At 63.6% G+C, this 20,624-nt stretch carries 18 protein-coding genes; 2 read left to right on the top strand and 16 right to left on the bottom strand.

All coding sequences use genetic code 11. From position 1 onward, the window contains the following. Window positions 1-60: 60 nt before the first annotated feature. Window positions 61-384 carry a ferredoxin FdxA gene (gene fdxA, locus RTH46_RS08380; protein WP_027595821.1) on the top strand — a complete coding sequence of 108 codons (324 nt, stop codon included), beginning with the start codon at window positions 61-63 and terminating at the stop codon, window positions 382-384. A 468-nt stretch (window positions 385-852) separates the two neighbouring features. Here the strand turns inward: fdxA and rpoS are convergent, their stop codons facing one another. From rpoS to RTH46_RS08340, 8 genes are all read right to left on the bottom strand, one after another. Further along, entirely contained in the window at window positions 853-1,860 is a 1,008-nt protein-coding gene (gene rpoS, locus RTH46_RS08375; RefSeq protein ID WP_153787587.1) for an RNA polymerase sigma factor RpoS, read from the bottom strand. Between the two features lie 105 nt (window positions 1,861-1,965). After that, window positions 1,966-2,823, bottom strand: coding sequence for a peptidoglycan DD-metalloendopeptidase family protein (locus tag RTH46_RS08370; RefSeq protein ID WP_316905418.1), 858 nt, complete (start codon window positions 2,821-2,823; stop codon window positions 1,966-1,968). Window positions 2,824-3,000: 177 nt separating this feature from the next. After that, window positions 3,001-3,639, bottom strand: coding sequence for a protein-L-isoaspartate(D-aspartate) O-methyltransferase (locus tag RTH46_RS08365; RefSeq protein ID WP_178125836.1), 639 nt, complete (start codon window positions 3,637-3,639; stop codon window positions 3,001-3,003). 38 nt (window positions 3,640-3,677) lie between these two features. Beyond that, entirely contained in the window at window positions 3,678-4,427 is a 750-nt protein-coding gene (gene surE / locus RTH46_RS08360) for a 5'/3'-nucleotidase SurE (RefSeq protein WP_316905417.1), read from the bottom strand. Next, window positions 4,415-5,473: a tRNA pseudouridine(13) synthase TruD gene (gene truD / locus RTH46_RS08355; protein ID WP_316905416.1), complete on the bottom strand. Its 1,059-nt coding sequence runs from the start codon at window positions 5,471-5,473 to the stop codon at window positions 4,415-4,417. The genes surE and truD overlap by 13 nt, the downstream gene beginning before the upstream one ends. Continuing rightward, complete coding sequence (ispF, locus tag RTH46_RS08350; protein ID WP_125465197.1) at window positions 5,470-5,943, bottom strand: 2-C-methyl-D-erythritol 2,4-cyclodiphosphate synthase; 474 nt, start codon at window positions 5,941-5,943, stop codon at window positions 5,470-5,472. The genes truD and ispF overlap by 4 nt, the downstream gene beginning before the upstream one ends. A gap of 132 nt (window positions 5,944-6,075) precedes the next feature. After that, entirely contained in the window at window positions 6,076-6,924 is an 849-nt protein-coding gene (gene fghA / locus RTH46_RS08345; RefSeq protein WP_125465198.1) for an S-formylglutathione hydrolase, read from the bottom strand. Window positions 6,925-6,934: 10 nt separating this feature from the next. Continuing rightward, entirely contained in the window at window positions 6,935-8,047 is a 1,113-nt protein-coding gene (locus RTH46_RS08340; RefSeq protein ID WP_016712915.1) for an S-(hydroxymethyl)glutathione dehydrogenase/class III alcohol dehydrogenase, read from the bottom strand. Between the two features lie 108 nt (window positions 8,048-8,155). On the opposite strand from RTH46_RS08340, the gene RTH46_RS08335 reads away from it, so the two are divergent. After that, complete coding sequence (locus RTH46_RS08335) at window positions 8,156-9,052, top strand: LysR substrate-binding domain-containing protein (RefSeq protein WP_316905415.1); 897 nt, start codon at window positions 8,156-8,158, stop codon at window positions 9,050-9,052. A 130-nt stretch (window positions 9,053-9,182) separates the two neighbouring features. Here the strand turns inward: RTH46_RS08335 and ispD are convergent, their stop codons facing one another. From ispD to dnaE, 8 genes are all read right to left on the bottom strand, one after another. Next, window positions 9,183-9,890: a 2-C-methyl-D-erythritol 4-phosphate cytidylyltransferase gene (gene ispD, locus RTH46_RS08330; RefSeq protein ID WP_316905414.1), complete on the bottom strand. Its 708-nt coding sequence runs from the start codon at window positions 9,888-9,890 to the stop codon at window positions 9,183-9,185. Next, complete coding sequence (gene ftsB / locus RTH46_RS08325) at window positions 9,887-10,168, bottom strand: cell division protein FtsB (RefSeq protein WP_153787579.1); 282 nt, start codon at window positions 10,166-10,168, stop codon at window positions 9,887-9,889. The genes ispD and ftsB overlap by 4 nt, the downstream gene beginning before the upstream one ends. Before the next feature lie 156 nt (window positions 10,169-10,324). Then, on the bottom strand, window positions 10,325-11,614 hold the full coding sequence (gene eno, locus RTH46_RS08320; RefSeq protein ID WP_153787578.1) for a phosphopyruvate hydratase: 1,290 nt from the start codon (window positions 11,612-11,614) through the stop codon (window positions 10,325-10,327). A 155-nt stretch (window positions 11,615-11,769) separates the two neighbouring features. Then, entirely contained in the window at window positions 11,770-12,615 is an 846-nt protein-coding gene (gene kdsA / locus RTH46_RS08315; RefSeq protein WP_125859890.1) for a 3-deoxy-8-phosphooctulonate synthase, read from the bottom strand. A gap of 3 nt (window positions 12,616-12,618) precedes the next feature. Beyond that, the gene (locus RTH46_RS08310; protein WP_110992406.1) at window positions 12,619-14,247 is read right to left on the bottom strand and encodes a CTP synthase; all 1,629 of its coding nucleotides are present in this window, start codon (window positions 14,245-14,247) and stop codon (window positions 12,619-12,621) included. Between the two features lie 269 nt (window positions 14,248-14,516). Next, window positions 14,517-15,812, bottom strand: a complete 1,296-nt coding sequence (tilS, locus tag RTH46_RS08305) for a tRNA lysidine(34) synthetase TilS (RefSeq protein ID WP_316905413.1) — start codon at window positions 15,810-15,812, stop codon at window positions 14,517-14,519. 98 nt (window positions 15,813-15,910) lie between these two features. Then, on the bottom strand, window positions 15,911-16,858 hold the full coding sequence (locus RTH46_RS08300) for an acetyl-CoA carboxylase carboxyltransferase subunit alpha (RefSeq protein ID WP_316905412.1): 948 nt from the start codon (window positions 16,856-16,858) through the stop codon (window positions 15,911-15,913). A 105-nt stretch (window positions 16,859-16,963) separates the two neighbouring features. Further along, window positions 16,964-20,488, bottom strand: a complete 3,525-nt coding sequence (gene dnaE / locus RTH46_RS08295) for a DNA polymerase III subunit alpha (RefSeq protein ID WP_316905411.1) — start codon at window positions 20,486-20,488, stop codon at window positions 16,964-16,966. Window positions 20,489-20,624: the final 136 nt, after the last annotated feature.

The following is a 20,624-nucleotide window of genomic DNA, read 5'->3' as shown; positions in this document are numbered from 1 at the left end:
GTGAACCGCGCTGCCCTGGAAGGAAGGGCAAGCTGCCGTCGCCTGAGGAGAGAATTAGAAATGACCTTCGTCGTCACCGACAACTGCATCAAATGCAAATACACCGACTGCGTGGAAGTCTGTCCGGTGGACTGCTTCTACGAAGGCCCGAATTTCCTGGTGATTCACCCGGACGAGTGCATCGACTGTGCGCTGTGCGAGCCAGAGTGCCCGGCCCAGGCGATCTTCTCTGAAGACGAAGTGCCGTCCGGCATGGAGAACTTCATCGAGCTGAACGCCGAGCTGGCAGAGATCTGGCCGAACATCACCGAGCGCAAGGACGCCCTGCCCGACGCTGAAGAGTGGGACGGCAAGACCGGCAAGATCGCCGATCTGGAGCGCTGATCGTCCAGATACAAAAAAGGCCCGTAACGGGCCTTTTTTCATTTTCAGCGGGCAAAAAAAAGGGGCGGTTTGACCCGCCCACATTTTTTCCGTAGTCCCTGTATATCCCACTCATCGTCCTGATGAATCGCTTCCTGCGATGTCCTGGTACTCATCCTGAGCACCTGTGCCTGTCCGTCGGCACAGTTCGAATACTAGCGATTCCCACGGGGCCGGCAAGCGACGAATCTCTCAAGAGATTTCAGGCGCAACAATCGTTAACACCATAAAATAGCTTTATATTCAGCAACTTAGAAAAAGTACGTCAGTGAAAACGACATTGATTTACCAACCCCTACAACGATTACTTACATGACGAGTAAGCGATCACTTACACGCGATAGCACAAGGGTAGATAACTAAACATTTCGCCTGCGCGAACAAAAACGCCCCGAAATTATCGGGGCGTTTTTTGCAACGGCGTCAGTGCTACTGGAACAAGGACTCGCTGGACAAACCGTTCTTCTCGAGGATTTCGCGCAGGCGCTTGAGGCCCTCGACCTGGATCTGCCGCACCCGCTCACGGGTCAGGCCGATCTCCAGCCCCACGTCCTCCAGGGTACTGCTTTCATGGCCTCGCAGACCGAAACGGCGCACAACGACCTCACGCTGCTTGTCGGTCAACTCACCCAGCCACTGGTCGATGCTTTGCGACAGATCATCGTCCTGCAGCAACTCGCAAGGGTCGGTGGGGCGGTCGTCGGTGAGCGTGTCCAGCAGGGTCTTGTCGGAGTCCGGGCCCAGCGAGACGTCCACCGACGAGACCCGCTCGTTGAGACCGAGCATGCGCTTGACCTCGGCTACCGGTTTCTCCAGCAGGTTGGCGATCTCTTCCGGCGACGGCTCATGGTCGAGCTTTTGCGTCAGCTCCCGCGCAGCACGCAGGTAGACGTTGAGCTCCTTGACCACGTGAATCGGCAGGCGGATGGTGCGGGTCTGGTTCATGATCGCCCGCTCGATGGTCTGGCGGATCCACCAGGTGGCATAGGTCGAGAAGCGGAAGCCGCGTTCGGGGTCGAACTTCTCCACCGCACGAATCAGGCCCAGGTTGCCTTCCTCGATCAGGTCGAGCAGCGACAGGCCACGATTGACGTAACGACGGGCGATCTTCACCACCAGGCGCAGGTTGCTTTCGATCATGCGCTTGCGCCCTGCGGGGTCGCCCTTCTGCGACAGGCGCGCGAAATGCACTTCTTCCTCTGGCGAGAGCAGAGGCGAGAAGCCGATTTCGTTGAGATACAGCTGGGTGGCATCGAGCGCCCGGCTGTAATCGATGTACTTGTGCTGCTTGAGCGATGTGCTCTGTTTCGACTTGGTCCGAACCGAAGGTACAGCAGGTTCGTCTGACACCACATCCGTTTCCAAAACGATGCCTGTCTCCATCAAGAGCAGGTCGTCGTCGATGTCAAACTCCGGCACTTCTTTACTGAGAGCCATTGTTATAGTCCTTTGCTGAGTTCGAACTCAGACTCGAGCGTCACCTTTCCGTGGTAGCGCTGGAGCCTGTCCCCTCTACGTCGGAGGAACAGGCTGGGACAATGATCAACGGCGTGGCAGGAACTGGAGTGGGTCGACGGGTTTGCCCTGGCGGCGAATCTCGAAATGCAGCTTCACCCGATCAGTGCCCGTGGATCCCATCTCTGCGATCGTCTGCCCTGCCTTGACCTGCTGCCCCTCCCGAACCAAAAGCCTGCGGTTGTGACCGTAGGCACTGACGTAGGTATCGCTGTGCTTGATGATGATCAGCTCGCCGTAGCCCCGCAAGCCACTCCCCGCGTAAACCACTGCACCATCAGCGGCAGCAAAAACAGGCTGTCCCAAATCACCGGCGATATCAACGCCTTTATTCAAACTGCCGTTTGAAGCGAATTTTCCAATCAGCACGCCGTTCGCCGGCCACGTCCAGCCGCCAACGGCGCGCTCTGCGGCGGGCACCTGAGCAACCGTTTGCGAGGAAGACGAAGACGCCGAAGTGGCCGATTTGCCATTGTTCGCCGGCGGTGGCGGGGTACCGACCGGGCGGCGAGTGACGGTGGTCTTGCTCGACGACGATGGGCCGCTGGTGACCACCGTGGTACTGCCACCGGCACCACTGCTGAAGCGAATTGGCTGGCCCGGACGAATGGTATAGGGCGGGGGAATATTGTTGCGCGCCGCCAACTCCTTGTAGTCCCAGCCATAGCGGAAGGCGATGGAGAACAGCGTGTCGCCGGGCTTGACCACGTACTGCCCAGAGGTGACGGCCGGGCGCTTGGGCGCAGCATTGTTGCGGTCGACCACGCGCGCACCGCTCGAGCCGGTACTGGAGCAGCCGGCCAACAGGGTTCCCATGGCCAGCGCAATCACCACAAGCTTCAAAACCGATCGTTCCTTGCGCTGCCGAATGCCTGTGTGACCCACCCGCGCTCCCCTCATGGTGCCGAAAGATGACGATGCAAAATGCAATAATGTTGCAATTATAACCGAGCCGCCTCGCTTGGGGTGGCCCGTAGTGAACCGGCTAACGCCAGATACCCCGCCAGATAGACAGGGCCCGACCGCGGGAATTCGCTGCTGACGCAAATATTCCGTGTTTTGTCAGGCCAGCGGGCCGTTGAGCAACGGCACGAAGCGCACCGCCCCCAGCACACGGCGCGAGAACCCGTGCTCTTCGCGGACGATCAGCATCAACTGCTGCACCTCTCCTGCCGGCCCGACCGGGATGACCATGCGCCCGCCGGGCGCCAGTTGGTCAAGCAGCGCCTGGGGCACCTCCGGCGCCACCGCGGTGACGATGATGCCGTTGTACGGTGCCAGCGCCGGCCAGCCTTCGCAGCCATCGCCCCAGCGGAACACCACGTTGCGCAGGTTGAGCTCGACCAGACGCTCCTTGGCACGGTCCTGCAGGACTTTGATGCGCTCCACCGAGAACACCCGCTCCACCAGCTGCGCCAGGATCGCGGTCTGGTAGCCGGAACCGGTGCCGATCTCCAGCACCTTGTCCAGCGGCCCGGCCTCCAGCAACAGTTCACTCATGTGCGCAACCATGAACGGCTGCGAGATGGTCTGGTTGTGGCCGATCGGCAACGCGGTGTCTTCATAGGCACGGTGCGCCAGGGCCTCGTCGACGAACAGGTGACGCGGGGTACGGCGAATCGCGTCGAGCACCTTGGGGTTCGACACGCCTTCCTCGCACAAGCGCTGGATCAGCCGCTCCCGGGTACGCTGCGAGGTCATGCCGATGCCTCGGCGCATCAGATCGTCCTGTTCGCGCATCAGAGCACGCCCTCCAGCCAGCCGTCGAAGCGCTCGAAGGCGTCATTGAAGGTGCGGTCCAGCTGCAACGGGGTGATCGACACATAGCCCTGCATCACCGCGTGGAAGTCAGTGCCCGGCCCGCCATCCTCGGCATCGCCGGCCACGGCGATCCAGTAGCCTTCCTTGCCCCGCGGGTTGACCACCTTGGTCGGTGCCGCCGCGCGTGCCCGATGCCCCAGCCGGGTGAGCTGGATGCCACGGATATGCTCCAACGGCAGGTTGGGGATGTTGATGTTGAGCACGGTGCGCGGCGGCAGCTCCAGGCGTGCCTGCGCCTCGACCAGGCGTCGGGCGATGTAGGCCGCCGCCGGCAGGTTGTCGGTTTGCCGCGAGAGCAGCGAGAAGGCCAGTGACGTGCCCCCCAGGAAGCGCCCTTCGAGCGCGGCGGCGACCGTGCCGGAATACAGCACGTCATCGCCCAGGTTGGCGCCCAGGTTGATACCGGACACCACCATGTCAGGGGTTTGCGGCAACAGGCCGTTGAGCCCCAGGTGCACGCAGTCGGTCGGGGTACCGTTGAGGCTGATGAAGCCATTGGCCAATGTCTGCGGGTGCAGGGGCCGGTCCAGCGTCAGCGAACTGCCGGCGCCGCTCTTGTCTTGATCCGGGGCAATCACCGCGCACTCGGCGTAATCCGCCAGCGCAGCATGCAGCGCGGCGAGGCCGGGTGCGGTAACACCGTCGTCATTCGAAATCAGAATACGCATGGGCTGTCCGTCTGCCCTGCCGGCACCAGATCGACGAGTTCGCGCACCACCACGGTGGCGAAGCATCCGGCCGGAAGGACGAATTCCAGTTGCAGGATATCAGGCTCGGGATAATGCCACGTCAGCCGCCCAATAGGGAGCCGCAGAATACGTCGTTCGTGATCCATGCCGGCACGCGCCAGCCATTGGCACAGTGCCGGGTGCGTTTCGGCGATGGCCGATTCGAGCGCCAGCGTGGCGCCACTGCTCGGGGCATCGCCTTCGCCCCACAGAGGGCCGGTTGGGTGCAGGTCGAGAATCGCCAGCCGCGGATCGCTGCATTCGGCCTCTCCTGCCGGGAAGAAGCTGCGTTTGTCGGTGAAGGCCAGCAAATCGCCGACCTGGGCGCGCTGCCAGCTGCCATCGGCCACGCGCGCGGCCAGCACCTGGTTGAACAGGTAGCTGCGCGCCGCCGAGAGCAATCGCGAACGGACGTTACGTTGCTCCGGCAACGCCTGGCGCGCCGCCCAATCCTGGGCATCGTATACGTTGCCTCCGGCATGGCCGAAACGTTGGCCACCGAAATAGTTGGGTACACCGTGCTGCTTGAGTTGTTCGAGGCGCGCATCGAGGGCCTGCTGGTCGGCCCGCAGCGCGGTCAGGCGCAGGGTGAAACCGTTGGCCGCATGGGCACCACGCTGCAGCTTGCGCTGGTGGCGCACCTGCTTGAGCACACGCAGGGTTTCGTCTTCGGCACGGGACAGGTCTGGGTCGGCCTTGCCCGGCAGGTGCAGGCTGAACCACTGGCGGGTCAGGGCCTGACGGTCCTTGAGGCCGGCATAGCTGATCGAACGCACCGGTACGCCAGCGGCGCGCGCCAGGCGGCGGGCGGCTTCTTCGGTGTTGAGGTCACGCTTCTCGACCCACAGCCACAGGTGCTCGCCCTGGCCGGACAGCGGGATGTCGAGCACTTCGTCGACCTGGAAATCTTCGGCCACCGCCTTGAGCACCGCAGTACCCAGGGCGTCACCCGAGGCGCGCGGCCCCAGCAGTTGCAGTTCGTTCATACCGGCAGCAACAGGGCAACCGCGTGCACGGCGATCCCCTCCTCACGGCCGGTGAAGCCCAGCTTTTCTTCGGTGGTGGCCTTGACGTTGACCTGGTCGAGCTCGACCTGCAGGTCTTCGGCGATGCGCTGGCGCATGGTTTCGATATGCGGGGCCATTTTCGGCGCCTGGGCGACGATGGTGGCGTCGACGTTGCCGACCTTCCAGCCCTTGTTGCGCACGACACCCAGCACATGGCGCAGCAGCACGCGGCTGTCGGCGCCCTTGAACTGCGGGTCGGTGTCGGGGAAGTGCTTGCCGATGTCGCCCAGCGCCGCAGCGCCAAGCAGGGCATCGCTCAGGGCGTGCAGCAGCACGTCACCATCGGAATGGGCCAACAGGCCGTATTTGTGGGGGATACGCACCCCGCCCAGGGTAATGAAATCACCGTCGGCGAAACGGTGGACATCGTAGCCATGGCCAATACGCATAGAAAAACGCCCTGATTGAGACAGGGCGTGATTCTACCTGCTTTGCAGGGGATTGGGGGGTTGGAGCAGGCCTATCGCGGGGCAAGCCCGCTCCCACGCTCGGAGTGGGAGCGGGCTTGCCCCGCGAGGTTGTCAGACCCTGCCCAGTGCCACCGCATGATGGCGCAGGTGCTCATCGATGAAGCTGGCGATGAAGTAGTAGCTATGGTCGTAACCCGGCTGCAAACGCAGGGTCAGCCCATGCCCGCCCTTGCGGGCGGCCTGCTCCAGCGCCTCTGGCTTGAGCTGTTTTTCGAGGAAGTCGTCGCGATCCCCCTGGTCCACCAGCAGCGGCGGGCATTCACCCGCCTCGGCCAGCAGCACACTGGCATCCCACTCGCGCCAGCGCGCCCGGTCTTCGCCCAGGTAGCGGCTGAAGGCCTTCTCGCCCCAAGGGCAATCCATCGGGTTGCTGATCGGCGAGAACGCCGACACCGATCGATAACGCCCCGGGTTGCGCAGGGCGCAGACCAGCGCGCCATGCCCGCCCATGGAGTGGCCGCTGATGCTGCGCTGATCGGACGCAGGGAAGTGCGCCTCGATCAGTGCCGGCAGTTCGTCCACCACATAGTCGTGCATGCGGTAGTGCTGGGCCCAGGGCTGCTGGGTGGCGTTGAGGTAGAAGCCGGCACCCAGGCCGAAGTCCCAGGCGCCCTCCGGATCACCCGGCACACCTTCGCCACGCGGGCTGGTATCAGGGGCGACGATGATCAGCCCAAGCTCTGCGGCCAGACGCTGGGCGCCGGCCTTCTGCATGAAGTTCTCGTCGGTGCAGGTCAGGCCGCTGAGCCAGTACAGCACCGGCAGCTTCTCGCCCTGCTCGGCCTGGGGCGGCAGGTACACGGCGAACACCATGTCGCAACCGAGCACCTTGGAGCTGTGCCGGTAGCGCTTGTGCCAGCCGCCGAAGCTTTTCTGGCAGGAGATGTTTTCCAGCGTCATGGCAGGGGCCTCAGAAGTGGATAACGCTACGGATGCTCTTGCCTTCGTGCATCAGGTCGAAGGCCTTGTTGATGTCTTCCAGGCCCATGGTGTGGGTAATGAAGGTGTCCAGCGGGATCTCGCCCTTCTCGGACATCTCCACGTAGCTCGGCAGCTCGCTGCGGCCACGCACGCCACCGAACGCCGAACCGCGCCAGACGCGGCCGGTGACCAGCTGGAACGGACGGGTGGCGATTTCCTGGCCGGCACCGGCCACGCCGATGATCACCGACTCGCCCCAGCCCTTGTGGCAGCACTCCAGCGCCGCACGCATCAGCTGCACGTTGCCGATGCACTCGAAGGAGAAGTCCACGCCGCCGTCGGTCAGGTCGACGATGACCTCCTGGATCGGGCGGTCGTAGTCCTTCGGGTTGATGCAGTCGGTGGCGCCCAATTGGCGGGCGATCTCGAACTTGGCCGGGTTGATGTCGATGGCGATGATGCGCGAGGCCTTGGCCTTGACGGCACCGATCACCGCCGACAAGCCAATGCCGCCCAGGCCGAAGATGGCCACGGTGTCACCCGGCTTGACCTTGGCGGTGTTGAGCACCGCACCGATGCCGGTGGTCACGCCGCAGCCGAGCAGGCAGACCTTCTCCAGCGGCGCTTCCTTCTGGATCTTGGCCACGGAGATTTCCGGCAGCACGGTGTACTCGGAGAAGGTCGAGGTACCCATGTAGTGGAACAGCTGCTGGCCCTTGTAGCTGAAGCGGGTGGTGCCGTCGGGCATCAGGCCCTTGCCTTGGGTGGCGCGGATCGCCTGGCACAGGTTGGTCTTGCCCGACAGGCAGAATTTGCACTTGCCGCATTCCGGGGTGTACAGCGGGATCACATGGTCACCGACCGCCACCGAGGTGACGCCCTCGCCAACCGCCTCGACGATCGCCCCGCCCTCATGGCCGAGGATCGACGGGAAGATACCCTCCGGGTCGGCGCCGGACAGGGTGTAGGCGTCGGTGTGGCAGACCCCGGAGGCGACCACGCGCAACAGCACTTCACCGGCCTTGGGCATGGCCACGTCCACTTCGACGATTTCCAGGGGTTTCTTGGCCTCGAAGGCTACGGCAGCACGGGACTTGATCATCATGGGTCTCCAGACAGAGTGTCGATATCAGTCTCGCAGTGTAATTCATGCCTATTTGATGAATAATCAGGCCAACTAAAAAACATTATTGCCATACAGGGATAATCCATGAGCAGTCGCTGGGAAGGCATCGACGAGTTCGTCGCGGTCGCCGAGTCAGGCCAGTTCACCGCGGCCGCCGAGCGCCTGGGGGTGTCCTCGTCCCATATCAGCCGGCAGATCGCCCGCCTTGAAGAACGCCTGCAAACCCGCCTGCTGTACCGCAGCACCCGGCGGGTGACCCTGAGCGAAGCCGGGCAGACTTTCCTGCAGCATTGCCAGCGCCTGCAGGATGGCCGTGAAGAAGCGCTGCGCGCCATGGGCGACCTGGCGAGCGAACCCAAAGGCCTGCTGCGCATGACCTGCGCCGTTGCCTACGGCGAACGGTTCATCGTGCCGCTGGTGACGCGGTTCATGGCGCAGTACCCGCAATTGCGGGTCGAGGTGGAACTGACCAACCGCACCCTCGACCTGCTGCATGAAGGCATGGACATGGCGATCCGCCTGGGCCGCCTGCAGGACTCGCGGCTGGTCGCCACGCGCCTGGCGCCTCGGCGCATGTACCTGTGCGCCTCGCCCGCCTACCTTGAGCGTTATGGCCGCCCCCACAGCCTGTCGGAACTGGCGCGGCACAATTGCCTGATCGGCAGCTCCGACCTGTGGGCACTGCAGCAGGATGGGCGTGAATTCAGCCAGCGGGTGCAGGGCAACTGGCGTTGCAACAGCGGGCAGGCGGTGCTGGATGCGGCGTTGCAGGGGATGGGCTTGTGTCAGCTACCGGATTATTACGTGCTGGAGCACCTGCACAGTGGCGCGCTGGTGTCATTGCTGGAGGCGCACCAGCCGCCCAATACGGCGGTGTGGGCGCTGTATCCGCAGCAGCGGCATCTGTCGCCGAAGGTGCGACGGTTGGTGGACTATCTCAAGGAAGGGCTGGCGCAATTGCCGGAGTATCGGCAGGGCTGAAACGGAGTGGTGGCCTTGCTGGCCTCTTCGCGGGTGAACCCGCTCCCACAGGATCTCACAGGATCAGAAGCCCGCAGGACCCTGTGGGAGCGGGTTTACCCGCGAAGGGGCCGGTACAGGAGTACGACTTTCAACGGCGCCCTGCCCAGCGCTGGCGCAACCACTCCAGGTCTTCCGGCCGGGTCACCTTGATGTTGTCGCTGCGCCCTTCGATCAGCCGTGGTGCGTAGCCGGCCCACTCGATGGCGGAGGACTCATCGGTGACCGCCACATCCGACACCAGGCACTCGGCCAGCGCCCGGTGCAGCATGCCCAAACGGAACATCTGCGGCGTATACGCCTGCCAGACGGTACTGCGATCCACCGTGGCGCTCACCCGGCCATCGGCGCCGGCACGCTTGAGGGTATCTCGGGCCGGGACCGCCAGCAGGCCGCCCACCGGATCGTCGGCAAGCTCAGCCAGCAGGCGGTCCAGGTCGCTACGTGCCAGGTTCGGCCGCGCCGCATCGTGCACCAATACCCAGTCGTCGTCCGACGCCCCCTGGGCATGCAGCAACAGCAAGGCATTGAGCACCGAATCGGCACGTTCGCGCCCGCCCGGGGCACGCTGGATGCGCCCATCGCTGGCACAGCGCAGGCCGGGCCAGTAAGGGTCTTGATCGGCAATGCTGACCACCACGCCCTTGAGCGCGGGGTGGCCTAGAAAACAGTCGAGGCTATGCTCGAGGATTGTCTGCCCGCCCAATTGCAGATACTGCTTGGGCCGGTCGGCAGCCATGCGGGCACCAACGCCCGCGGCAGGAATCACGGCCCAGAAGGCCGGCAATTGCTGGGTCATTTTTGCGGCAGCTGGTAGAGGGTTTCGCCCTCCTTGACCATCCCCAGTTCATGTCGAGCCCGTTCTTCCACGGTCTCCATACCTTTCTTCAACTCCGTGACTTCCGCATCGAGCACGCGATTACGCTCCAGCAGCCGTTCGTTCTCGGCGTGCTGTTCGTCAATCTGCTGCTTGAGCTCGGTCACTTGCGCCAGGCTGCCATTGCCCACCCAAAGGCGATATTGCAGGCCGCCGAGCAGCAGGAGCAGAACGAGAAACAACCAATAGGGACTGCGCATGAAGATATCCAGGGTATAAGGCCGCCGCAGCGAGCTTCCGATAGCACGAAGCCTGGCCGAGGCCAGGCTTCGTCGACAGAAACCCGTGTGAAGCATCTGAACATTCAGTACGAATGTTCAGGCTGCCTCGGCTGCTGCCTTTTTACCATCTCTTGCTCAGCCGCGAAACTCGGCGCGGCCACGGTAGACGGCCTTGGCACCCAGTTGCTCTTCGATACGCAGCAGCTGGTTGTACTTGCTGACGCGGTCGGAGCGGCACAGCGAGCCGGTCTTGATCTGGCCAGCAGCGGTACCCACGGCCAGGTCGGCGATGGTCGAGTCCTCGGTTTCACCCGAACGGTGCGAGATCACCGCGGTGTAGCCGGCGGCCTTGGCCATCTGGATGGCTTCCAGGGTTTCGGTCAGCGAGCCGATCTGGTTGAACTTGATCAGGATCGAGTTACCGATGCCCTTCTCGATGCCTTCCTTGAGGATCTTGGTGTTGGTCACGAACAGGTCGTCGCCCACCAGCTGGACTTTCTTGCCGATCTTGTCGGTGAGGATTTTCCAGCCAGCCCAGTCGGACTCGTCCAGGCCGTCTTCGATCGAGATGATCGGGAAGCGCTCGGTCAGGCCTTTGAGGTACTCGGCGAAACCTTCGGCGTCGAACGACTTGCCTTCACCGGACAGGTTGTACTTGCCGTCTTCGTAGAACTCGGAAGCGGCGCAGTCCAGGGCCAGGGTCACGTCGGTGCCCAGCTTGTAGCCGGCTTTCTCGACGGCTTCGGCGATGGCGGCCAGGGCGTCTTCGTTGGATGCCAGGTTCGGCGCGAAGCCACCTTCGTCACCGACGGCGGTGTTCAGGCCACGGGCCTTGAGCACGGCTTTGAGGTGGTGGAAGATCTCGGTGCCCATGCGCAGGCCGTCGGAGAAGGTCTTGGCGCCGACCGGCTGCACCATGAACTCCTGGATGTCGACGTTGTTGTCGGCGTGCTCGCCGCCGTTGATGATGTTCATCATCGGTACCGGCATGGAGTACTGGCCCGGGGTGCCGTTGAGGTTGGCGATGTGCGCGTACAGCGGCAGGTCGTGGTCCTGGGCGGCGGCCTTGGCGGCAGCCAGCGAGACAGCCAGGATGGCGTTGGCGCCCAGCTTGGCCTTGTTCTCGGTACCGTCCAGTTCGATCATGGCGCGGTCCAGGGCTTTCTGGTCCGATGGGTCCTTGCCCAGCAGCAGCTCGCGGATCGGGCCGTTGATGTTGGCGACGGCCTTCAGCACGCCCTTGCCCAGGTAACGGCTCTTGTCGCCATCACGCAGCTCCAGCGCTTCGCGCGAGCCAGTGGAAGCACCCGACGGCGCGCAGGCGCTGCCGATGATGCCGTTGTCGAGCAGCACGTCGGCTTCCACGGTGGGGTTGCCACGGGAATCGAGAACTTCACGACCTTTGATGTCGACGATCTTTGCCATTGTTGTAAGCACTCCAGAATTGACGAAACTAACGCAACTTTTGGGAATTCTTGCCGTTCACCAGGCGACATGGCACGGGCAGGCCTGATGAAGGGAGCCCCCTGACCGATAGGTCAGGGGGTGGAACGGGCGGTACTTTACCCGAGAAATGAGCTTTACGCGGTTTCTACCGTCGGAAAACTTTTCACCAGGTCGTCCAGCTGCTTGAGCTGGGCGAGGAACGGCTCCAGCTTGTCCAGGCGCAGGGCACACGGGCCGTCGCACTTGGCGTTGTCCGGGTCCGGGTGGGCTTCGAGGAACAGCCCGGCCAGGCCCTGGCTCATGCCGGCCTTGGCCAGGTCGGTGACCTGGGCACGGCGGCCGCCGGCGGAGTCGGCACGGCCGCCCGGCGTCTGCAGCGAGTGGGTGACGTCGAAGAACACCGGGTACTCGAACTGCTTCATGATCCCGAAGCCGAGCATGTCCACCACCAGGTTGTTGTAGCCGAAGCTCGAACCGCGCTCACACAGGATGAGCTGGTCGTTGCCGGCTTCGACGCACTTGGCGAGGATGTGCTTCATCTCGTGGGGCGCAAGGAACTGGGCCTTCTTGATGTTGATCACCGCACCGGTCTTGGCCATCGCCACCACCAGGTCGGTCTGGCGTGACAGGAAGGCCGGCAACTGGATGATGTCGCACACCTTGGCCACCGGCTCGCACTGGTAGGGCTCGTGCACGTCGGTGATCACCGGCACGTTGAAGGTCTGCTTGATCTCTTCGAAGATCTTCAGGCCTTCTTCCATGCCCGGGCCACGGTACGAGGTCACCGACGAGCGGTTGGCCTTGTCGAAGCTGGCCTTGAACACGTACGGGATGCCGAGTTTCTCGGTCACCCGCACGTACTCCTCGCAGACCTTCAGGGCCAGGTCACGGGATTCCAGGACGTTCATGCCGCCGAACAGGACGAACGGCTTGTCGTTGGCGATCTCGATGTTACCGACGCGAATGATCTTCTGAGTCATGGATCAGGCCTTGTTCTTCTGTGCCAGGGCTGCCTTGACGAAGCCGCTGAACAGCGGGTGACCGTCACGCGGCGTCGAGGTGAACTCCGGGTGGAACTGGCAGGCGACGAACCATGGGTGGTCCTTGGACTCGACCACTTCCACCAGCGCGCCGTCTTCGGAACGACCCGAGACCACCAGGCCGGCGTCGACCAGTTGCGGCAGCAGGTTGTTGTTCACTTCGTAGCGGTGACGGTGACGCTCGGTGATGATGTCCTTGCCGTAGCAGTCGTGCACTTTCGAGCCCGATGCCAGCTGGCAGTCCTGTGCGCCCAGGCGCATGGTGCCGCCCAGGTCGGAAGCTTCGGTACGGGTCTCGACCGCGCCGGTGGCGTCTGCCCACTCGGTGATCAGGCCGACGACCGGGTGGCCGCTGTTGCGGTCGAACTCGGTGGAGTTGGCGTCTTTCCAGCCCATCACGTTACGGGCGAATTCGATCACGGCCACCTGCATGCCGAGGCAGATGCCCAGGTACGGGACCTTGTTCTCACGGGCGTACTGCACCGCGGTGATCTTGCCTTCCACACCGCGCAGGCCGAAACCGCCCGGGACCAGGATGGCATCGGCGCCTTCGAGCAGGCTGGTGCCCTGGTTCTCGATGTCTTCGGAGTCGATGTAGCGCAGGTTGACCTTGGTGCGGTTGGTGATGCCGGCGTGGCTCATCGCTTCGATCAGCGACTTGTACGCGTCCAGCAGCTCCATGTACTTGCCGACCATGGCGATGGTCACTTCCTGCTCAGGATTGAGCTTGGCATCGACCACCTTGTCCCACTCGGACAGGTCGGCGCTGTTGCACTGCAGGGCGAAGCGCTCGACGACGAAGTCGTCCAGGCCTTGTGCGTGCAGTACGCCAGGGATCTTGTAGATGGTGTCGACGTCTTCCAGCGAAATCACCGCACGCTCTTCAACGTTGGTGAACAGCGCGATCTTGCGGCGCGACGAGGCGTCGACCGGGTGGTCGGAACGGCAGATCAGCACGTCAGGCTGCAGGCCGATGGAGCGCAGCTCCTTGACCGAGTGCTGGGTCGGCTTGGTCTTGGTCTCACCGGCGGTGGCGATGTACGGCACCAGCGTCAGGTGCATCAGCATGGCGCGCTTGGAGCCCACTTCGACGCGCAGCTGGCGGATGGCCTCGAGGAACGGCTGCGACTCGATGTCACCCACGGTGCCGCCGATCTCGACCAGCGCGACGTCGGCATCGCCGGCGCCCTTGATGATGCGGCGCTTGATTTCGTCGGTGATGTGCGGGATGACCTGGATGGTCGCGCCCAGGTAGTCACCACGGCGCTCCTTGCGCAGCACGTGCTCGTAGATACGGCCGGTGGTGAAGTTGTTGTTCTGGGTCATCGTGGTGCGGATGAACCGCTCGTAGTGGCCCAGGTCGAGGTCGGTCTCGGCGCCGTCGTGGGTGACGAATACTTCACCGTGCTGGAACGGGCTCATGGTGCCCGGGTCGACGTTGATGTACGGGTCCAGCTTGAGCATGGTGACTTTGAGCCCCCGCGCTTCCAGGATGGCCGCCAGGGAAGCCGAGGCAATGCCTTTCCCCAATGAAGAAACAACACCGCCCGTGACGAATATGTAGCGCGTCATGAAAAACCCTAGAAGTCTGCGTTAAGGCGGCATGGGCCGCCGGAGAAAGCGAAGGAAGGCCGAAGCCCCCGATCACCTGCGTCAATCACAGTGCATCTCGAACAACTGCCGCGTCTGTACAGACCAGGGGTATCCCCGGCATGGAGCTCGCTCGTCATTTTAAGAATCAGCCCAGCAAAAAACTGCTTGGTAATCGGCAACCCCTGTGTTTTCGAGGAACCCACAGAAGTTGTATCAAGAAGGGAGGGTAGTCTACCGGAATGTACCCTTCAGCTCAAACCTTGCACGCTGGTCGGCGGCTGCCAGTGCAACTGGCAATTTGCCGCCCCCAGCTCGGGCAGGTTGGCCACCGCCAGCAAGCGCTCGCCCTGATACAGCAGCGGCAGACGCGGACGCACGAAATGCGGGACCTGCAGCTCGTTGAGCAGGCGCTTGAGGTCGCGTCGGCCACGGCCGGGAAGCTCCAGCACTTCGCCGCCCTGGCGATAGGCAATGCGCAGGCCCGCAGCGGTTGATTGCGCGGCCAAGCGCACATGGCCGTTGCCCGGCAATGCCAGCGGCTGGGTCGGATCCTGCCAGGCCGGCTGCGCCGATGGCGTGCGCTGCCACTCGCCACTCAACCACCAGATGCGTCCATGGCTGCGCTGCAGCTCGCCATCAGTCAGGCGCCACACCGGCCGGGCGTCGGCTGCGGCGTCGCGCAGATCGTTCCAGCCCGCCCAGTGGCGGCTGTCGGGCAACCGGGTGCGCCGGCCAAGCCAGTATTGCAGGGCATTGCGCTGGCGCGCCGGCGACAACGCCGCGAGGGTGGCGAGGTCGAGGGAGTCCAGCCCGAGCCAGGGCAGCGGCGCATTGCCGCAGGCCGTCGCCAGGTCGGCTGCGGCCAGCTCGTCCAGCAAGCCCAATGCCTCGCCCAAGTGCTCGGCGCTGCGCGCCAGATTGGCTTCGGCCTGGGGCCAGCGCTGCCTGAGCAGCGGCAACACCTCACCACGCAGGTAGTTGCGGGCGAAGGTGGTGTCGGTATTGCTGGGATCATCGACCCACACCAGCCCCTTGCTCCGGGCATAGGCCTGCAATTGCTCGCGCGACAGTTTGAGCATTGGGCGAACGAGCCCACCCTGCCCCAGCGGTCGCGCCTCGGGCATGGCCGACAGGCCACGCAATCCGGCGCCGCGCAGCAGGCGGAACAGCAGGGTCTCGGCCTGATCATCACGGTGCTGGCCGGTGAACAGCACGGCGCCCGGGGCGAGCAGCTTTTCGAAGGCGGTGTAGCGCGCATCGCGGGCAGCCTGCTCGAGGCTGGCACCCGGGGCTACCTGCACGCAAATGACTTCCAACTCGATGCCCAGGGCATCACAGACGGTTTTGCAATGGGCGGGCCATGCATCGGCGGCAGCCTGCAGACCATGATGCACATGGACGGCACGCAGCGGCGGCGCGGGGTGGTGGCGGGCGTAGTCGGCCAGCAGGTGCAGGAGGACGGTGGAATCGAGGCCGCCGGAGAAGGCGATGTACCACGCGGGGGCGTTGAGCCAGGGAGAGAGTTGCGCAGCGAGGTCGAGCATAGTAGTCCCTCTTCAAATCGCATCGCGGGGCTAGCCCGCTCCCACGCTACAGAACGTGGGAGCGGGCTAGCCCCGCGATCGAGGGCGTCAGACTACGATCAGAGGCCGTAGCTCATCAGGCGATCGTAACGGCGCTTGAGCAGCGCTTCGTTGTCGAGCTTGCCGAGCATGTCCAGCTGTTCGATCAGGTCGGCACGGATGCTTGCAGAGACCTTGGCCGGATCACGGTGGGCGCCGCCCAGCGGCTCCTGGATGACCTTGTCGACGATGTTCAGGCTCTTCAGGCGATCGGCGGTCACGCCCATGGCCTCGGCAGCGTCGGCGGCACGGTCGGCGGTCTTCCACAGGATCGAGGCACAGCCTTCCGGCGAGATCACCGAGTAGGTCGAGTACTGCAGCATGTTCAGCTGGTCGCACACGCCAATGGCCAGTGCACCGCCGGAACCACCTTCACCGATCACGGTGGCGATGATCGGGGTCTTCAGGCGCGCCATGACACGCAGGTTCCAGGCGATGGCTTCGCTCTGGTTGCGCTCTTCGGCGTCGATGCCCGGGTAGGCGCCCGGGGTATCGATGAAGGTCAGGATCGGCATCTTGAAGCGCTCGGCCATCTCCATCAGGCGGCACGCCTTGCGGTAGCCCTCAGGGCGCGGCATGCCGAAGTTGCGGCGAACCTTCTCGCGCACTTCGCGGCCTTTCTGATGACCGATGACCATCACCGGCTTGTCGTTGAGGCGCGCAGTACCACCGACGATGGCGGCGTCGTCGGCGAAGTGACGGTCGCCGTGCAGCTCTTCGAACTCGGTGAAGATGTGGTCGATGTAGTCGAGGGTATACGGGCGGCGCGGGTGACGGGCCAGGCGCGCGATCTGCCAGCTGGTCAGGTTGCCGAAGATGCTCTCGGTCAGAGTGCTGCTCTTGTCCTGCAGACGGGCAATTTCATCGCTGATGTTCAGCGAGTTGTCGTTGCCCACCAGGCGCAGCTCTTCGATCTTGGCTTGCAGGTCGGCAATCGGCTGTTCGAAATCGAGGAAATTCGGGTTCATAGGCTTCCGTCTTGGGTCTACGGCCAGGCGGCCGGCCGGTTGATCCGTGTGGCGCCCTACCTTAAGGGATCAGGCGCATAAAGGTCGAGATTAAAATGCGTCGTTTCAACGGTATTGCAGGAAGACGTTCTCACGCCCGAACTGGTCACGCAGTGCCTGAATCAAGCCATCGGCCGGGTCGATACACCACTGCTCGCCGAACTGCAGCATGGCTTTGGCGTCGCTGCCGGTGTACTCCAGGGTGATCGGGCAGCCCCCGCGATGACGGGTGATCAGCTCGCCCAGCCACTTCAGCCGATCGCCCTTGAGCGCCTCATGGGCGACTTTCAGGCGCAGGCTCTCGGCCAGCTTGGTGCGTGCATCCTCCATGGTCATCACGGTCTTGACCCGCAGGCGCAGGCCGCCGGAGAAGTCATCGTTGCTGACCTCCCCTTCCACCACCACCATGGCGTCGGTCTGCAGCAGCGCCTGCGCGGCCATGAAGGCGTCGGCGAACAGCGAGGCTTCGATGCGCCCGGAGCGGTCGTCCAGGGTCACGAAGCCCATCTTGTCGCCTTTCTTGTTCTTCATCACCCGCAGGGCAATGATCATCCCGGCAATGGTCTGGGTGTCACGCGCCGGCTTGAGGTCGACGATGCGCTGGCGGGCGAAGCGGCGGATCTCGGTCTCGTATTCGTCGATTGGGTGGCCGGTAAGATACAGCCCGAGGGTGTCCTTTTCGCCCTTGAGGCGCTCCTTGAGCGTCAGCTCGCGCACCTTGCGGTGGTTGGCGTAGACGTCGACATCCGCCGCGTCGAACATGCTGCCGAACAGGTCGACGTGGCCACTGTCTGCGGTATGCGCCGCCTGCTCGGCAGCCTTGACGGCCTCGCCCAGCGCCGACAGCAAGGTGGCGCGGTTGATGTCGATGTTGGCCTGGTAGGCCTTGATCTCGTCATGGAAGTGCGGGCCCAGGCGGTCCAGCGCACCGCTGCGGATCAGCGCGTCGAGGGTACGCTTGTTGACCCGCTTGAGGTCGATGCGTTCGCAGAAGTCGAACAGGTCCTTGAACGGGCCACCTTGCGCCCGCGCCTCGACAATCGCCTCCACCGGCCCCTCGCCCACGCCCTTGATCGCACCCAGGCCATAGACGATGCGGCCATCGTCGTTGACGGCGAACTTGAAGTCGGAGAAGTTCACGTCCGGCGCATCGAGACGCAGCTTCATGCTGCGCACTTCCTCGACCAGCACCACCACCTTGTCGGTGTTGTGCATGTCCGCCGACAGTACCGCGGCCATGAACGGCGCCGGGTAGTGAGTCTTCAGCCAGGCGGTCTGGTAGGAAACCAGGCCATAGGCCGCGGAGTGGGACTTGTTGAAGCCGTAACCGGCGAATTTCTCTACCAGGTCGAAGATGTTACCGGCCAAGTCGGCATCGATGTTGTTGCCAACGCAACCCTCGATGAAACCGCCACGTTGCTTGGCCATCTCCTCGGGCTTTTTCTTACCCATCGCCCGGCGAAGCATGTCGGCGCCGCCGAGGGTGTAGCCGGCCATCACCTGGGCGATCTGCATCACCTGTTCCTGGTACAGGATGATGCCGTAGGTGGGCGCCAGTACCGGCTTGAGGCCTTCGTACTGGTAGTCGGCGTGCGGGTAGGCCAGCTCGGCGCGGCCGTGCTTGCGGTTGATGAAGTCGTCCACCATGCCCGACTGCAGCGGGCCCGGGCGGAACAACGCCACCAGTGCGATCAGGTCTTCCAGGCAGTCGGGCTTGAGCTTCTTGATCAGCTCTTTCATGCCGCGGGATTCGAGCTGGAACACAGCCGTGGTCTCGGCCTTTTGCAGCAGCTCGTAGGTCTTGCGGTCATCCAGCGGGATGAAGTCGATGTTCACGTGGGGCAGATTGTTCTTCTTCTGCTCGCGATTGATGATCTCCATCGCCCATTTGATGATGGTCAGCGTACGCAGGCCGAGGAAGTCGAACTTCACCAGGCCTGCAGCCTCGACGTCGTCCTTGTCGAACTGGGTCACCAGGCCGCCGCCCTCTTCGTCACAGGCGATCGGTGAGAAGTCGGTGAGCTTGGTCGGGGCGATTACCACACCACCGGCGTGCTTGCCGGTACCACGGGTGACGCCTTCGAGCTTGAGTGCCATGTCCCAGATTTCACGGCCGTCCTCGTCACTCTTGAGGAAGTCGCGCAGGATTTCTTCCTGCTCGTAGGCCTTCTCCAGGGTCATGCCCACTTCGAACGGGATCATCTTCGACAGCCGGTCGGCCAGGCCGTACGACTTGCCCTGCACCCGCGCCACGTCGCGCACCACCGCCTTGGCGGCCATGGTGCCGAAGGTGATGATCTGGCTGACCGCATTGCGGCCATAGGCCTCGGCCACGTAGTCGATCACCCGGTCGCGGCCATCCATGCAGAAGTCGACGTCGAAGTCGGGCATGGAAATACGTTCAGGGTTGAGGAAACGTTCGAACAGCAGGTCGTAGGCCAGCGGGTCGAGGTCGGTGATCTTCAGTACATAGGCTACCAGCGAGCCGGCACCCGAGCCCCGGCCCGGGCCAACCGGCACGTCGTTGTTCTTGGCCCACTTGATGAAGTCCATAACGATCAGGAAGTAACCGGGGAAGCCCATCTGGATGATGATGTCCAGTTCGAACTTCAGGCGGTCCAGGTAGACCTGGCGCTTCTCTTCGTAGTTTGGCGTGGTCTCTTTCGGCCAGAGCACCGCCAGGCGCTCTTCCAGGCCTTCGTGGGAGACATGGCGCAGGTAGTCGTCGATGCCCATGCCATTGGGCGTGGGGAAATCGGGCAGGAAGTACTTGCCCAACTGCACGGTGATGTTGCAGCGCTTGGCGATTTCCACGGTGTTGGCGATGGCGTCGGGCAGGTCGCTGAACAGCTCGGCCATCTCTTCGGCGGACTTGAGGTACTGCTGGTCGCTGTAGCCACGTGGCCGACGCGGATCGTCGAGGGTCCAGCCTTCGCCGATGCAGACCCGGGTTTCATGGGCGTCGAAGTCCGACTGCTTGATGAAACGCACGTCGTTGGTCGCCACCAGCGGCGCGCCGAGCTTGTCGGCCAGGGCCACGGCGGCGTGCACGTATTCTTCGTCACCGGCGCGGTTGGTGCGCTGCACCTCGACGTAGAAGCGCTCCGGGAACATGCCCATCCAGTCGCCGAGCAAGGCCTCGGCCTCATGCTCGCGCCCCGCCATCAACGCCGCGCCGATATCGCCTTCCTTGCCTGCGGACAGGGCGATCAGGCCCTCGCTGGCCGGGGCGATCCAGTCGCGCTGGATGATCACCAGGCCGTTGCGCTGGCCGTCGGTCCAGCCACGGGAGATCAGCTCGGTGAGGTTGCGATAGCCCTGGGGGTTCATGGCCAGGAAACAGATCCGCGACAGCGGTGCCTCGGGATCGCTGCCCGCCAGCCACAGGTCCGCGCCACAGATCGGCTTGATACCGGCGCCCATGGCGGTCTTGTAGAACTTCACCAGGGAGCACATGTTGCTCTGGTCGGTGATCGCCACCGCCGGCATGTTCATCCCGGCCAGGGCCTTGGCCAGCGGCTTGATCCGCACCAGGCCGTCGACCAGGGAGAATTCGGAATGCACGCGAAGGTGAATGAAGGAGACCGACATGGAAAGTCCTGTAGCAGTGCTGAACGACAAGGGCGGGATTGTAGCGTATTGCCGTTCGCTTGCCTCGCCTGGAGGCCAGCGGTTGGTTGCAGAATGCATCGCGGGGCAAGCCCGCTCCCACGCAGTCTTGCCTGNC

Origin of the sequence: Pseudomonas sp. zfem004 (genome assembly GCF_032621715.1) — a bacterium.
In the GTDB taxonomy this organism is placed as follows: domain Bacteria; phylum Pseudomonadota; class Gammaproteobacteria; order Pseudomonadales; family Pseudomonadaceae; genus Aquipseudomonas; species Aquipseudomonas sichuanensis.
The sequence above is the reverse complement of the archived record's forward strand: the minus strand, read 5'-3'. Positions and strand labels throughout refer to the sequence as shown.

What these genes read in the sequence shown, in the direction of transcription:
- fdxA (WP_027595821.1), top strand. Translation starts at nt 61, where the DNA reads ATGACCTTCGTCGTCACCGACAACTGCATCAAATGCAAATACACCGAC.
- rpoS (WP_153787587.1), bottom strand. Translation starts at nt 1,860, where the DNA reads ATGGCTCTCAGTAAAGAAGTGCCGGAGTTTGACATCGACGACGACCTG.
- RTH46_RS08365 (WP_178125836.1), bottom strand. Translation starts at nt 3,639, where the DNA reads ATGACCTCGCAGCGTACCCGGGAGCGGCTGATCCAGCGCTTGTGCGAG.
- surE (WP_316905417.1), bottom strand. Translation starts at nt 4,427, where the DNA reads ATGCGTATTCTGATTTCGAATGACGACGGTGTTACCGCACCCGGCCTC.
- truD (WP_316905416.1), bottom strand. Translation starts at nt 5,473, where the DNA reads ATGAACGAACTGCAACTGCTGGGGCCGCGCGCCTCGGGTGACGCCCTG.
- ispF (WP_125465197.1), bottom strand. Translation starts at nt 5,943, where the DNA reads ATGCGTATTGGCCATGGCTACGATGTCCACCGTTTCGCCGACGGTGAT.
- fghA (WP_125465198.1), bottom strand. Translation starts at nt 6,924, where the DNA reads ATGACGCTGGAAAACATCTCCTGCCAGAAAAGCTTCGGCGGCTGGCAC.
- RTH46_RS08340 (WP_016712915.1), bottom strand. Translation starts at nt 8,047, where the DNA reads ATGATCAAGTCCCGTGCTGCCGTAGCCTTCGAGGCCAAGAAACCCCTG.
- RTH46_RS08335 (WP_316905415.1), top strand. Translation starts at nt 8,156, where the DNA reads ATGAGCAGTCGCTGGGAAGGCATCGACGAGTTCGTCGCGGTCGCCGAG.
- ispD (WP_316905414.1), bottom strand. Translation starts at nt 9,890, where the DNA reads ATGACCCAGCAATTGCCGGCCTTCTGGGCCGTGATTCCTGCCGCGGGC.
- ftsB (WP_153787579.1), bottom strand. Translation starts at nt 10,168, where the DNA reads ATGCGCAGTCCCTATTGGTTGTTTCTCGTTCTGCTCCTGCTGCTCGGC.
- eno (WP_153787578.1), bottom strand. Translation starts at nt 11,614, where the DNA reads ATGGCAAAGATCGTCGACATCAAAGGTCGTGAAGTTCTCGATTCCCGT.
- kdsA (WP_125859890.1), bottom strand. Translation starts at nt 12,615, where the DNA reads ATGACTCAGAAGATCATTCGCGTCGGTAACATCGAGATCGCCAACGAC.
- RTH46_RS08310 (WP_110992406.1), bottom strand. Translation starts at nt 14,247, where the DNA reads ATGACGCGCTACATATTCGTCACGGGCGGTGTTGTTTCTTCATTGGGG.
- tilS (WP_316905413.1), bottom strand. Translation starts at nt 15,812, where the DNA reads ATGCTCGACCTCGCTGCGCAACTCTCTCCCTGGCTCAACGCCCCCGCG.
- RTH46_RS08300 (WP_316905412.1), bottom strand. Translation starts at nt 16,858, where the DNA reads ATGAACCCGAATTTCCTCGATTTCGAACAGCCGATTGCCGACCTGCAA.
- dnaE (WP_316905411.1), bottom strand. Translation starts at nt 20,488, where the DNA reads ATGTCGGTCTCCTTCATTCACCTTCGCGTGCATTCCGAATTCTCCCTG.